We start from the raw sequence: 14,901 nt of genomic DNA, 5'->3' as shown, positions 1-14,901 counted from the left end.
CAAGCCCGGGCCTATGGGGGGGCGAAAAGCTGTCGCAGGGGCCGGCCAGTCCTTGATGGTCTGACCGGTTTGCAAGCCTGCCGTCAGAGGTTCGCGATTCTCATGGCCTCCCGGGTCAATTGTCGGGAAAGGTCATCGCGCTGATAACCGATTTGTTTCTGCAGGTCCTGGTACAGCCTTTGGCTCAAGGGCTCATCCTTGAGTACATCGGCCACGGAAATGCCGAGTTGGTTCGCAAGACTTTCCAGTTTTTGCGTCAGTGGTTTTATCTGACCCGGATCCTTGAGTTCAGCCCACTGCGCTTTTATTTCCTTCAATTCTTCGACCCATTCGAGTTTGTTCTCAAACAGATGATCATTGCGCTCGTATTGTGTCGGGTGAGTCTTGCGCAGGTGGCGCTCCCAGAAATTGTCCGAAGGAAGATTGATCATTCCATTGACCAGACCGTCGCCCTGTTCCCGCCTCATGATCATCCTGTAAGCCAACTCGATTTCCGCTTCGTTGACACCAGAACGAGGCTGGTAGCGCATGCCTTCAGACCGCCAGGGCAGTTCAAGTCGTTCAGCCAGTCCGGTTTCGAATGCCAGATGGATCTCGACCTCATCCGGAGCGAGGTTGTTCGGGTCGATCAGGTTCTGTTGTGCCTGACGGCTGTATTCCACGCGAGCCTCGTCGCTCACCAAGTCCAGCCGCGCAGCACTGCGGGCCAGGCGTACGAGGGTGTTATCCAGAACCTGGGCCGATGTCGGCGCTGTATAGGCTTTGGACACCAGCACTTTCATTCCCAGTGAATTGAACAATTGCGCACCGAGATCGCCGCAGTCCTCCGGGGACACGATCTGTTTGAACAGTTTTTCGCGCAGCTCCGAATCGAGGGCGGCGGCTTCGACCATTTCCCAGACACGTTGGGTCAGCTTGCGGCGTGCGGGCTCAGTCCGGTAGTCGGCGCTTTCTCTTTGTTTGGCAATCACGCTGAAAAAACCGGCGGAGTCCGGCTCGGCCATCAGGTCATGCCAGGTTTCTTCGCGGTATTTGCTCAGTGCCGAAGACGGGCCGAAACCGCCGGGTACATCGGCAACGAGTTGCCAATGGCGGAGTTCGTCATTGGCGGCGGGAAAATAATCCTGCACAAAACCCAGGCCTGAAGACTCTCGATACTCGCCATAACGCACCCGCTCTTCATTGGTCAGTTTTTCCGGGCTGAAACGTGCGCGGCTGAGCACAAACGCCTGATCAGAGCCAGGCGTGACTTCGGGCAGGGTATTGATCGGCGCCCCCCGCATGTCGAGCATGAAACTGCGTGGCCGGTGTCGGTTGGCTGTGCCGACCTTGAACAGTCCCTCGGGCCAGGTCTGGATGCCGGTATTGGCCAGGCTCAGCTCCTCCAGCCGGTACATTCGCCCGACATCCGGGGGTATGCGCAAGGGATTGCCGTTCAGGTTTAGCGTGCGCAGACGTACCAGTGCGTCGAGTTGTTTGCTGGAGCGATACGTCAAGTCGATACGGTTATCGGCCAGATCCAGATCCTCGAGTTGACGCATCTGGCCGATGCTGGAGGGTATTTCTTTCAGATTGCACTGACGGGCGCTCAATTGGCGCAGATGAGGGAAGCTGCCGAGCAGTCCGTCGCGATTTGCCGAGAGGGATGTCTTGTTGAGCCTAAGTGCGGTGATCTGATCAAGGTGTTGCTTCATGCCGGGTTGCTTGCGCAATTCTTCCCACCAGTATTCGAGATCATATCGGTTCAACTCAGTGGTCAGGTCCAGCGTATAGCCTTGCTCTGGATGGTGGATCTGTTCGTCGAACCCAGCGCTTTTGCGCTCGAAACACTCAATTAACCTTTCTTCTATGTGCCTCCCGCCAAGTTGCATGTAATCCATGGACGCTCCGTAGCCCGGATTTCCCTCGTCGTCCACGCCGGCGGGGTGTTTTTCACGCGATGCCTGTAATTTACGGTGCAAATCCTTGCGCTCGCTTTCCAGCTTTGCGATGGCATCGACTGCATTGCCGTCGCTCTTGCGCCGCAAGACTTCAATGAAGGCATTCACCTCTCTTGTGTTCATTTTCGGGTAGAGCGTACTGACGCGTTGTTCCAGCGTCGGTTCAGCCCAAAACCACGGCCAACCGCGCACCAGCGTTTCGGTCTCGATCGTCGCCACTGGGCGGATCGGCGGTTCCGCCAGCGCGGTTCGGCGCTGCGCAGGGGCGGCGGCCTCTTCCATGATCCACCGTTTCAGCGGGCGCCCCTGACCGTGCCGGTAACCCACGGCTGGCAATTTTTCGGCAGGCACGGCCTGCAAAATCGACTCGTAGAAATCATCCGCGTCATGCAGCGTGCGGTTGCCTGCGTCGAGCACTTCATAGCGCCCCTGTTCGTTGCGGATCAGGCGCCTGACGACGCTTGCATCATCGGGTCCGACACTGCAGCGCAGTGGTCCGTCGTAGGTGCCGTCGCGCACTTCCAGACGCAGATCGGCAAAGGTGTCGGTGTTGAGCCTGAGGGTATTGAGGGCCAGGCGTTCACTGTCTGCGGTCATCAGCTCGTCATGATAAAAGCCCTCGTAGGCGTGGGTGGCGCAGGCTTCGAAAGCCATTTCGCGGGCCTGGACCTTGAGGCGCAACGGCAGGCGTTTTTCCTCGGCGATTCTTTGCAGTTCGGTGGGGCTGGCCTGGGCTACGAGTTTTTCGGCAAGCGGCAGCGGCAAATCGGGAAAGCTCTGTCTGACGGTTTTGATGTCGGTTTTGTCGGTTCTTTCCCCTGCTTGATAGACACGGCGGGAGACGTCCCCGCGACGCTCATCGACGGCATTGGCGAGCCGATTGCGCAAGGCCGCGACGCGTTGGTCAGGGGCAATGTCCGGGCCCAGCAGGTGGTTGAATTCTTCATTGGTGAGGAAGTTCGTCACGCGATCCGGCAACTGTCCCGCATTCAGATCGTTGAGGCTGATGCGCAACGTCTCCGCCGGCGCAGCCTGCGGATTGCCGTACTTGCGCGAGTAACCACTCAGACTGGCATCGGCAAACACCTCCAGCGCTTTGCTGTAAGGCCAGCCCGGCAAACCGGTCAACACCGGTTCCAGCCAGACGGCCTGTGGATCGATCGGGCGGCCCGCGCGGATGTCGGCAGTCGCCGTGAGTACATCGTCGTAGGCGCTGAAGCGCTTGACCGTGTCGGCCAACAGCGGCGGAGGCGGGCTGTTGTCGATATGCATCTGACGCAGGGCGTCGTGATCGGTGCCGCTGCCGATGCGGATCTGCTCAAGTTCCGCGGGCGAAAAGCGTTCGACGCTGTGGCCCAGTCGTCGCATCAGCGCGTCATTCGGCCAGTTGTGCGGGGTCTCCGCTTCATGCACCCAGGCGCCGTGGCCGTTGTGTTCGATTTTCGGCCGGTAGGCGTTGGCGCGGCTCGGGTGCTTGATGCGGTGGGTGTTGGACGTCGCATCAGTCGTGGCCTTTTCGACGACGTACAGCTTGCCTTCCAGCGGCAGGACGTGTTCGTTGCGGTACTGATGCAGGCCATGGCGATCGGGTTTGGCGCCGGGCGAGAGCATCAGTTCGTTACGTTCGTAGGGACTCAGGTCCGGGTGCCATAAGCTGTTTTTGCCATTGGGCAGCTTGACCTGTTTCATGCCGTCTACCAGCGACGACAGTTTGACGCGAAAGGTTTCGCCGATCTGCGCGCCGGCGGCGAAGGCGGCCAACTGAATGATGTCGGTGACCACACTGATGACATGCCCGGCAGCGTCCTGCCAAAGCCCTTCGGCCAGATCAACGATGCCTTCGATCACATCGCTGGTTAGCTGGTAGGCAGTGTAGGCCATCATCAGTTCGCCCAGCCCCGGCACGAATGGTGTGGCGATCAACAGCGCCACGTTGAAAATGTCCGAAAGGATTTTCTTGAAGTTGTCCCACCACGCCCAGCGCGCTTTGCTGTCGGTGTCGGCGGTGGAGACGGCGATCTCCCGGGCGTCGTTGAGGATCTTGTTGAGCTTTTGCTGATAGGCGTGGCGCCAGTAATCGCCCTGCAATTTCACCCGACCGAACTGCAGGTTGGGATTGTCCTGCGGGTCCTTGCGCCACGGTGGTTGCTGATCGGTGGGATCCTGACGCGGGTGATACCTGACGATGAACAGGCGTTGCTCAAGCTCGGCAAAGAAATGCCCGCGCTGCTGATGGTCGACAAACTGGCTGAAGAACTGACGGTAGGTCTGTTCGGTCCACTCGCTGAATCGGTCCTCACGAAGCTGGCGCACCAACTCCTCCCGGAAGGCTTTCAGAGAGTTGTACTCCTTGACCGGGTGATCCGGGTCGTGGGGAATGTAGACGATCAGGCGTCGAACACCGCGGCTGTCCGATGCCGTGTGCGTCAGCAGCAGAATCCCGGTCAGCCGGGTGCCGAGCAGCGACAGGTCAGCGCACTGCATCGCGCGGCCATTGAGCAGCAGTTGCGGTTTTTCCTCGGTCAGGCTCAAGAGCATTTTGTAGGCGTCGTACTGGATATCGTCCTTGATCAGCGCCAAATGTGCGGCGACGACGAGGGCGTCCTTCTGACTCTGGTTGACCTTGTACTGCAGCACGCTCTCGGCCAGCGGTTCGCCGGGCAGCAGGTAACTTTCCAGGTGTTTTTTATACTGCGCGCCGATATCCAGATCGCGGCACAGCGCCTGAAACTGGCTGATGGGCATGGCGCTTTTGATCGGTACGACATCGAACAGACCGCGCTCATCGGGCTCGCTGATGTAGTCCGAGCCATGGCCGACCGTTTCACTGCTGGCGAAATTGTGCAGGGCGGCATCCAGCAGCGAGATGGTGCGGGTCACGACGCCTGCGGAAAGGTCGATGGCGTACCACGGTTTGTCCTTGGGCAGGTAAAGGCGCAGAAAGGTGCTTTTGACGTCCGGCTCGATGCCGTGCCGCTCCTTGATTTTTGCCTTGAGCAGCGGCTCGGCGAAGGCATGGAGATCGACTTTCGCCAAGAGATGATCAACCTGGTTCTGCGATCCCCAGGCCTTGAGGTTGGCCGCAGCGAGTTTGTTCAGATACGCGGAAGGTGCTTTGGTGTACCAGGCTTCATTCTTCAGTGGCGAAGCTGCCAAGGCGAGGCTCCGGCTGACGGTGGCACTTTTGAAATTGTCGTTGACGGCGGACTTGATGAATTCGTAGTGCCGTCCTTTGTCCGCGTTTTCCGCAGGCAGGGGAGAGAGAGACATGACCAATCATCCTTGATTGTTGAGGAGTGATCAGCCTACTCAGGGCAGGGCAAAACAAAAGTTCAAAGATCGGGAGGCAAACCGCGTTGCCGGTCACCAACCCGACGAAAATTCGAATCTGAAAAATACATAAATACCACCCGCCAAACTGAAAATTCGTCACCCTGATGCAGAAAAACCCGACACGATTTGTTACCTCGCCGTAGGGCGCGGCGCTTCGAGCATCGCCACGCTGGCGGTCTGCGTCGGTTTGCACTGTGAGTCGCTGCCCGGTTGCAGATACGGCGTCAGAATCGGCGCCATGCCCTTGAGCACCTGCACTGGCAGGGCCGAGGTGAACTTGAAGTTCTCTGCCGAACGCCCCGGAACGAACGCGGTGAGGGTGCCGAAGTGGTGATCGCCGATGTAGAAAACGAACGTCGCCGTGCGGTTGATCGACTTCGAACTGAGGATGCGTCCGCCCGAACCGATGGCCTCGATGCGGTTGTCGCCGGTCCCGGTTTTGCCACCCATGGCCAGTGGGCTGCCATCAGCCAGTTTGAAACTGCCGGAAACACGTTTTGCCGTACCGGCATCGACCACTTGCGACAACGCCTCGCGCATGGCCGTGGCGACCTCGGATGGCATCACCCGTTTGCCGACATGCGGGTCGTTGACCAGTTGCGTTTCGTACGGCGTGTCGGCGGCAAAGTGCAGACTGTCGATGCGCAGCGTCGGCATGCGCACGCCGTCATTGAGGATGGTGCCGATCAACTCGGCCAGAGCGGCAGGGCGGTCACCGGAGCTGCCAATCGCGGTGGCCAGCGACGGCACTAGATGGTCGAACGGGTAGCCGACTTTCTGCCAGCGCTGGTGAATTTCGAGGAACGCTTCAATCTCGAGCATGGTACGAATACGGCTGTCGCGGGCGCCCTTGTGCTTGCTCTTGAACAGCCAGCTGTAGACTTCCTGACGTTCGAAGTGACTGGCCTTGACGATCTCGCTGAAGGTCGCGTCCGGGTGGTTCAACAGGTAGCCCATCATCCACAGGTCCAGCGGATGCACCTTGGCGATGAAGCCTTGATCGGGCAAATCGTAACTGCCGGGACCATAGGAATCGTAGAGACGGATCAGGCGATCATCGGTGAGTTTTTCGGTGAGCTTGGTGCCTTTGAGGTGCGAGCGGACGAACGTATTGAAGTCTTCCTGACTGGCATCGGGCAGCAGGTAGCGATGCACGGCGGCCATGCGGATCGGTGTCGGGCGCATGCTGTCGAGGAAGGTGTCGAGACGCGCCTGTGTGTCTTTGTTCCTGTATTTTTTCCAGAACTTGAGCTGGAACGCCGTGCCTTCACGGTCGGCGAAACTTGCCAGGTATTCCTGCCGGCGCGGATCGCGATCGTCCTTGAGCAGTTCGGCACTGCTGTTGGGCCCTGAATAAGTGACATAACGCACCACATCGCGCATCAGCCGAATGAACGGCAGGTTGATCGATTCACGCAGGGCATCGCGCAGGGTCGGTATGCGGCCGTTGTCTTCCTTGCGGAAGTTGTGGAACACATGCAGGCCGCCGCCGGTGAAAAACGCCTCGCCGGGGCTGGCCGAGTATTTGCGGTCGAGGGCTGCGCCGAGCATCTTCGACAGGTCGTGATCCTTGTTCTGGATCAGGTAATCGATGACCCACTGGCTCAAGCGGTCCTGATCGGGGACTTCGACTTTCTTCAGTTCCGGCACGCTCATGGCGCCGTACTTGTCGTGCAGTTCGGCGATGATTTGCAGGTAAGTGGTGAGCACGCGCATTTTCGCGGTGGAGCCGAGTTCGAGTTTGCTGCCTTCGTTGATATCGAACGGCTGGTCGGTGCTATCGGTCTGCACCCGCACGCGGGAACCGTCCGGGGTCAGCTCGAAGAGGGTGAAGCTGTAGCGCACTTGGGTGGTGCTGGTCGGGGTCAGCAAACGTTCACCGAGCAAGCCGATTTCGGCGGCGTAGGCCGGGTCGGCGAGTTTCTTCAGGTAAGCGGTGGCCTGGGTTTGCAGGTCGCCCTGCAGGGTGCTGGTGGCCGAGAGGTCGAGGCGGTCGAGGTCGTACAGCGGCCGGTTGAGCATGCTCGCCAGACGACTGCGGGCGACGCTGATGCCCTTGTTGGTTTCGATCGGTTGAAGGGTCGGCTGGGTCTGCCAGTCGCGGTAGGTGACCTTGCTGGTCAGCGCGGCATCGGCCAGGGCGTTGTCGATCACACCGTTCTGTTTGAGCAGGCGCAAATGGCTGTCGGTGAGGTCGGCAAGCTCTTCGCGGCCCTTGGTCAGGTAATGCGAAGGGCGGCGCTGGGCGATCATCAGCGACAACATCTCGCGCAGGGCCAAACCTTTGGCAGCCATGGTCTTCGCATCGGTGGCCGGGCTGTTCAGTTGTTCGTTGGCCTGGTTGAAGTCACTGCCGTACCAGACGCGCAGGCCTTCGGCCATGCCATGCACTTCGCCATGCCCCGGCACCGCCGACAGCGGCACGCTGTTGAGGTAGTCACGCACGATGTTCTGCCGTGCCCCGAGGGTTTGCGGGCCGGGCTGATAGGCGCGCACGCTGGCCGACATCATCTGCCGCAGTTTCTCGGCACCGGACACCGTCAGGCCATCCGGGGAATGCCGGTACTTTTCCAATTGCGTCGCCAGCGTGCTGCCGCCCGCCGACTGCCCCGGCAGGTGCAGCAATTTTGCCACTTGCGACCACGCGGCCATGCCGAAGCGCGGCCAGTCCACCGCCGGGTTGGCCAGCGGCTGTTTCGGGTCGAGCAGGAAGCGGTTTTCGATGAATAACAGGCTGCTGACCACCACCGGCGGGATGGATTCGAAACTTGAATACAGCTGTTGTGGGTAGTTGTACTTGTACAGCGGTGCGGCCCGGCAATCGGTGATCGACAGCCCGGCCTGAATCTTTTCCGAATACGGCACGAACAGGCCTTTGTCGGTGTAGCTGAGCAGTGCCGGGGAAAACCGCGCCTGTTCGGTGATGACGTAGTTGCGTTTGAGCAGGCGCGGCAGGAATTCATCCAGCGAGCTGTAACCCAGGCGCAGATCGAACGGGCCATTGCCCGGATAACGAATGGCTTCGCTGGGGCCGGGTTCGAGGGTGTACGTCAGTGACGCGGCGTATTGGCTGAGCTCACGCGCCTGGAAGCGCGAAGTGCGCATTTCCTTGGACGCAGCCAGCCCCACGACGATCGCGATAATCACCAGCAACAACCAGAAAGCCTTCCACCCATGCCGGTTGCGGCGGGGTTTTTCAGGGACAGGCGCTTCATCCACTCGTTCAGTCGGAACCACGGCTTTACTCGAATCGGTTTGCCACAAAGCGCCCATAGTCGATTGATCCATTCACGCAGATTGATCGGACTTGTTTGAAGCTTAGACGGTGGTTGGGGCTGGTGAAAAAAATGTGCGGGATGGGCGAGGGGAGTTGCTGAATAAATCTGGAAGGCGGGTGCCGGAGCGAAAATGAGCCTGAAGCAAACTTTGCGGCGAGGGAGATCTGAGCGGCCGCAATAGAACCGTTCAGCAATAAAGTTGACCAAGCGGACACATGACGATGCACCAATGCTGTGCAATACTCGGCGGCTTTTTCGGCGGCGAATATTCCTACGCAAAGCAGGGAATGCCTCTCGGCATACCGGGCTTTTACCGAGAGTTGTCGCTGAATGTTGTGGCTTATAGAGTGAAAACTCCTGCCAAAGGCTTTTTATACTGCACGTCCCGCTGATCTTGCAGGCTGTCCTGCAAGACGTGTCTGCTCACAAAGCAGGCGCGGTTTCATTTCAAGCCAGGGCTTATCGGCCGACGCTTCGACACTCGGTGGTCATATCCAATAACAAGACGAGGTTGCACCCCTATGCCAGTCGGCAATCAACTGCCTCACGGCGACACCGCTCAGGGCGGTCCGCTCAAACGCGAACTCGGCGAACGGCATATTCGCCTGATGGCACTCGGTGCCTGTATCGGCGTCGGTCTGTTTTTAGGTTCCGCCAAGGCCATCGAAATGGCCGGCCCGGCGATCATGCTGTCGTACATTCTGGGTGGTCTGGCGATCCTGGTGATCATGCGCGCTCTCGGCGAAATGGCCGTGCACAATCCGGTCGCCGGCTCGTTCAGCCGTTACGCGCAAGACTACCTCGGCCCGTTGGCGGGCTTCCTCACGGGCTGGAATTACTGGTTCCTGTGGCTGGTGACCTGCGTCGCGGAAATCACCGCGGTGGCCGTGTACATGGGCATCTGGTTTCCCGATGTACCGCGCTGGATCTGGGCCCTCGCGGCACTGATCAGCATGGGTTCGGTCAACCTGATCGCGGTAAAGGCCTTCGGTGAGTTCGAATTCTGGTTCGCCCTGATCAAGATCGTCACCATCATTGCGATGGTGATCGGCGGCGTCGGCATCATCGCCTTCGGGTTCGGCAATGACGGCGTGGCACTGGGGATTTCCAACCTGTGGGCCCACGGCGGCTTCATGCCCAACGGCGTGACCGGCGTGCTGATGTCCCTGCAAATGGTCATGTTCGCCTACCTCGGCGTGGAGATGATCGGCCTGACCGCCGGTGAAGCGAAGAACCCGCAGAAGACCATTCCTGATGCGATCGGCTCGGTGTTCTGGCGGATTCTGCTGTTCTACGTCGGCGCACTGTTCGTGATTCTGTCGATCTACCCGTGGAACGAAATCGGCACGCAGGGCAGTCCGTTCGTGATGACCTTTGAGCGTCTGGGCATCAAGACCGCCGCCGGCATCATCAACTTCGTGGTGATCACCGCAGCGTTGTCGTCGTGCAACGGCGGTATCTTCAGCACCGGACGCATGCTCTACAGCCTGGCGCAGAACGGCCAGGCACCGGCCGGTTTTGCCAAGACTTCGAATAACGGTGTACCGCGTCGTGCGCTGTTGCTGTCGATCGGTGCGTTGTTGCTGGGCGTGCTGCTCAACTATCTGGTGCCGGAAAAAGTCTTTGTCTGGGTGACCTCGATTGCCACCTTCGGCGCGATCTGGACCTGGGTGATGATCCTGCTGGCTCAGCTGAAATTCCGCAGAGGCCTGAGCGCCAGCGAACGTGCCGGCCTCAAGTACAAGATGTGGCTGTACCCGGTCAGCTCGTACTTTGCGCTAGCGTTTCTGGTGCTGGTGGTCGGCCTGATGGCGTACTTCCCGGACACGCGCGTGGCGCTCTATGTGGGGCCTGCGTTCCTCGTGCTGCTGACCGTGTTGTTCTACGTGTTCAAGCTGCAACCGAGCAACGTAGCGCAAGGTGCGGCGCGTTCGGCTTCGTAAGTTTTAGCGTCTGCATCAACCAAGCCCCGGTCGCGAGACCGGGGCTTTTTTGTTGGCACTGTCGTAGCCCGGCGATACATAACCGCCATGGGGTGAAGTGCTGACCATTCGTCGTAATCGACCCTTGACCTGTAATTTCTGACAGTAGACCGCCAGCGCGTGATGACCTAGGTTGGCTGTTCGCCAAAAACGGCTTTGGCAAGGAACCGAGATGAAAGGATTCTCTGCATTGAGTGTGATCGGCCTCGCCGATGGACTGATTCACTGGCAAATATTTTTTGTCCTGTGCACCGCCGCGGGGCTGACTCAAGCCGCGAGTAATTTCGCCGCGTTTTGCGTGGCCGCGGCGTTCTCGTTTTACGTGAATGTGCTGTATACCTTTGAGCGCAATACGTCGATGCTTGGTTATCTTTTGTTTATCGGCGGGATGGGCGGGGTGAGTTTTGCCATCGGTTTGCTTGCCGATGCGCAGCACTGGCATGGATTGGCCACAGTGGCGTCGTTCACACTGTTCAATCTGTCGTCGGGCTACCTGTTTTTCCGGTTTGTCTTGTCGCGCCAAAATCAGCAGTAACGCGCCAGTCCGTTGCGCAGACTGGCGCATTGGCCGTTACGCCGCCACCACTTCCTGCGGCTCAAAACTGTCCGCCCGTGCCATCTGCCACATCCGCGAGTAAAACTCGCCATTCACTTCCCCGGTGAGCAATTCCCCCGGTTTCAGAAACACATGCAACTGCGAGAACAACTTGATCTCGGTCGCCGACATGCGCCGCACCAAGTGCTTGGCCGACAGTTGCGACGGATGCTCGAGGCCAGCCGCTGCCAACATTTCCGCCAGTGCCTTGAGGGTATTGCGGTGGAAATTGAAAACTCGCTGCGCCTTGTCCGGGACGACGAGGGCGCGCTGGCGCAGGGCGTCCTGGGTGGCGACGCCGGTCGGGCATTTGTTGGTGTGGCAGCTTTGCGACTGAATGCAGCCGATGGCGAACATGAAGCCGCGTGCGGAGTTGGCCCAGTCGGCGCCGATGGCCAGCACGCTGGCGATGTCGAAGGCGCTGACGATCTTGCCGCTGGCGCCGAGTTTGATCTTGTCGCGCAGGTTCAGACCGACCAGGGTGTTGTGGACAAACAGCAGGCCCTCGCGCATCGGTACGCCGATGTGGTCGGTGAACTCGACCGGTGCGGCGCCGGTGCCACCTTCCTTGCCGTCGACGACGATGAAGTCCGGGAGGATGCCGGTTTCCAGCATGGCTTTGGCGATGCCCATGAACTCCCACGGATGGCCGAGGCAGAACTTGAAGCCCACCGGTTTGCCACCGGACAGTTCACGCAGTTGCTGGATGAACTGCATCATTTCGATCGGCGTGGAAAACGCGCTGTGACGTGACGGCGAGACGCAATCTTCGCCCATCAGGATGCCGCGTGTTTCGGCGATTTCCTTGGTGACTTTGTGTTTGGGCAGGATGCCGCCGTGGCCGGGTTTCGCGCCTTGGCTCATCTTGATTTCGATCATCCGCACTTGCGGGTTCTGTGCCTGGGTGGCGAAGCGTTCCGGGTCGAAACGGCCGTCGCTGGTGCGGCAGCCGAAGTAGCCACTGCCCAGCTCCCAGGTCAGGTCGCCGCCGTGTTCGCGGTGATACGGGCTGATGCTGCCTTCACCGGTGTCGTGGGCGAAGTTGCCGAGTTTCGCGCCCTGGTTCAACGCGCGAATGGCATTGGCGCTGAGCGAACCGAAGCTCATCGCCGAGATGTTGAATACCGAGGCCGAGTACGGCTGACTGCACTGCGGGCCACCGACGGTGACGCGGAAACTGCTCGGGTCGCTCAGCGGCGCCGGACGCATCGAGTGGCCGATGAATTCGAAACCGGATTGATAGACATCGATCAGCGTGCCGAACGGTTTGTCGGCGGTTTCGTTTTTCGCTCGCGAATAGACCAGCGAGCGCTGGGCGCGGGAGAAGGGCAGGGCATCGCTGTCGGACTCCAGCAGGTACTGGCGGATCTCCGGGCGGATGCCTTCAACCAGATAGCGGATATTGCCAAGGATCGGGTAGTTGCGCCGTACCGCGTGCGGGCTTTGCAACAGGTCGAACAGACCGATCAGGCTCAGTACGCCGGTGACGGCGGTGATTGGCCATAGCCAGTCATGTTCGAGGAAAGGCAGGCTGGCGAGGGTGAAAATCACGCAGACGGCAAAGAAGGCGTAGCGGCTCAGGAGTGACAGGCTCATACGGTTTCCTTGGTTCGGACTCGGAATAATCAGCGAAGAGTGAGGGATAAACACATTCCCCTGTAGGAGTGAGCCTGCTCGCGATAGCGATCTATCAGCTACAAATGATTTGACTGACCCGACGCCATCGCGAGCAGGCTCACTCCTACATAAAGCAACTTCACCAAACGATCAGGCGTTTTGCGCCTGAAGAAAAATCGAAAACAGCTCGGACTGGGATTTGATTCCCAGCTTGCTGTACATGTGTTTCTTATGGACTTTCACGGTTTCTACGGAGATTTCCAGCTTACGGGCGATTTCTTTACTGGAGCAACCGCTGAGCATCAAGCGCCCGACATCCAGTTCCCGGGCAGTCAACTGCGCGCCCTTGAGTTGCTGCACCGACGCCTCCAGTTGCACCCGCCAGTCAGCCCGGGCAGGGGCGGCGAGGGCCACGGTTTCGTTGATTTCATAGGGTAGTCGTTGGCGCAACAAACCCAGCACCCAAGGCTGAATCAATGACAGCAGGGCAATCTGTTCGCCAGTGAAACGTTTTTCACTGCCCAGCGACAGACACAACGTGCGATCACCTTCGAGCTGACAATTGAACTGGATTTCATCGGCCACGACATTCAGACGAAAGTATCGCTGGTAATACTCGGTCAGTTCGAAATGCTCCGGCGCCACTTCCGAGAGGCGATACAGACCGGTGCGGGTTTGCTCGCGACAGGCGATGTAGAACGGGTCGAGCAGGTACAGACCACGCAGATAATCCTGAAACAACTGATCGGGGCTGCCGTCTTCGCCGGGGCATTCGGCGAAGACCTGTGGGTGTTGATCGGCACTGAACAGCAGCACCACCCAGCTATCGAACGGCACGTATTGGTCGAGCAGTCGCACCAGTTGCGCCCAGAAATTCGGCTTGTCCAGCGCATCGATCAGTTGCCCGACGGCGCGGTGCCAGGTGATGTCGTCAAACGAAAGTGTCATCGATCTACCCCTATCGGGTTACCCCGGCCGCGTAATTCCCTGGCCGGCTGCTTGCTGCGCATACTGGCCCACAGACAGCCACCGGGCAATCTTTCAGCGCCCGCCGCTTATCACAAGGAATTCCCATGAAAGTCGAACTCGCGCAATTGGCAGGCCGAGACAATGCCACGGCCTACAACCTCGAACGCGCACTGGCAGCGATTGCCGCGTGTGCGGCCGACACGCAATTGATCGTGTTCCCGGAGACCCACCTGATGGGCTTCCCGACAGCCGAAACCGTGGCGCAAACCGCCGAACCGCTCGACGGCCCGACCGTCAGCGCGGTGCTGGCCGCCGCGCGTGAACACAACATCGCCGTGGTGATCGGCATGGCCGAGAACGACAACGGTCGCTTCTACAACACCACGTTGCTGATCACTCCTGAAGGCATTGCCCTGAAATACCGCAAGACTCATCTGTGGGCGTCGGATCGCGGCGTGTTCGAGGCCGGCGACCGTTACGCCACCTGCGAGTGGAACGGTGTGCGCGTTGGCCTGCTGATCTGCTACGACATCGAGTTTCCGGAGTCGGCCCGTGCCTTGGCGCAACTGGGTGCCGAGTTGCTGATCGTGACTAACGGCAACATGGACCCGTACGCGCCGACTCACCGCACCGCGATCATGGCCCGTGCCCAGGAGAATCAGGCCTTTGCGTTGATGGTCAACCGCGTGGAAGCGGGGGATGACGGTTTGGTTTTCGCGGGTGGCAGTGCGTTGGTCGATCCGCTGGGGACGTTGCTGTTCGAAGCCGGACGGGAAGAAGGGCAGTTCAGTGTTGAACTGGATTTCGCGCGGTTGGAGATTGCGCGCAGGGATTACCGCTATCTGGATGATCAGCGCTTGAAGTTGCCGGGGGAGGTGCTGGAGCACGGTGATGGTGTTCGCGAATTGTTGATTCCACGTCGTTGACCGCTGCCCTCACCCTAGCCCTCCCGAAACGTCGGACCGCCCATAGGGAGAGGGGACTGATCGAGTTGATTGTTCGAGTTACGCCGACCTGAAGCAACGGGTCGAACTCAGGTTTTACCTGATCGTTCCCACGCTCTGCGTGGGAATGCAGCCCGGGACGCTCCGCGTCCCAAGAGCGGACGCAGAGCGTCCATTGAGGCATTCCCACGCAGAGCGTGGGAACGATCAGCCACACCCGAAAACATTCGCCGAATCCGGCTC

At 59.5% G+C, this 14,901-nt stretch carries 7 protein-coding genes; 3 read left to right on the top strand and 4 right to left on the bottom strand.

The features are described 5' to 3' along the window. Positions 1-83: 83 nt before the first annotated feature. Both CLU80_RS07255 and CLU80_RS07250 read right to left on the bottom strand, forming a co-directional pair. Complete coding sequence (locus CLU80_RS07255) at positions 84-5,210, bottom strand: dermonecrotic toxin domain-containing protein (protein WP_099757074.1); 5,127 nt, start codon at positions 5,208-5,210, stop codon at positions 84-86. A 192-nt stretch (positions 5,211-5,402) separates the two neighbouring features. Continuing rightward, a complete protein-coding gene (locus CLU80_RS07250; RefSeq protein ID WP_099757073.1) occupies positions 5,403-8,546 on the bottom strand; it encodes a transglycosylase domain-containing protein in 3,144 nt (1,047 codons plus the stop codon). Positions 8,547-9,072: 526 nt separating this feature from the next. On the opposite strand from CLU80_RS07250, the gene CLU80_RS07245 reads away from it, so the two are divergent. Both CLU80_RS07245 and CLU80_RS07240 read left to right on the top strand, forming a co-directional pair. Continuing rightward, positions 9,073-10,494 (top strand): amino acid permease, encoded by a 1,422-nt coding sequence (locus tag CLU80_RS07245; RefSeq protein WP_099757072.1) that lies wholly within the window; start codon positions 9,073-9,075, stop codon positions 10,492-10,494. A gap of 211 nt (positions 10,495-10,705) precedes the next feature. Further along, positions 10,706-11,068, top strand: a complete 363-nt coding sequence (locus CLU80_RS07240; RefSeq protein WP_099757071.1) for a GtrA family protein — start codon at positions 10,706-10,708, stop codon at positions 11,066-11,068. 36 nt (positions 11,069-11,104) lie between these two features. Here CLU80_RS07240 and CLU80_RS07235 read toward each other — a convergent pair whose 3' ends face one another. Both CLU80_RS07235 and CLU80_RS07230 read right to left on the bottom strand, forming a co-directional pair. Further along, a complete protein-coding gene (locus tag CLU80_RS07235; protein ID WP_093430605.1) occupies positions 11,105-12,724 on the bottom strand; it encodes an FMN-binding glutamate synthase family protein in 1,620 nt (539 codons plus the stop codon). A 171-nt stretch (positions 12,725-12,895) separates the two neighbouring features. Next, positions 12,896-13,693 (bottom strand): helix-turn-helix transcriptional regulator, encoded by a 798-nt coding sequence (locus CLU80_RS07230; protein WP_099757070.1) that lies wholly within the window; start codon positions 13,691-13,693, stop codon positions 12,896-12,898. A 125-nt stretch (positions 13,694-13,818) separates the two neighbouring features. Between CLU80_RS07230 and CLU80_RS07225 the strand changes: the two genes are divergently transcribed. Next, positions 13,819-14,640, top strand: a complete 822-nt coding sequence (locus CLU80_RS07225; protein WP_099757069.1) for a carbon-nitrogen hydrolase family protein — start codon at positions 13,819-13,821, stop codon at positions 14,638-14,640. The last annotated feature ends 261 nt before the right edge of the window (positions 14,641-14,901 follow it).

The sequence above is a fragment of the Pseudomonas sp. 29 genome (assembly GCF_002754355.1).
Classification (GTDB): Bacteria; Pseudomonadota; Gammaproteobacteria; order Pseudomonadales; family Pseudomonadaceae; genus Aquipseudomonas; species Aquipseudomonas neuropathica.
Note: the sequence above shows the minus strand (reverse complement) of the source record. Positions and strands in the feature narration are given on the sequence as shown.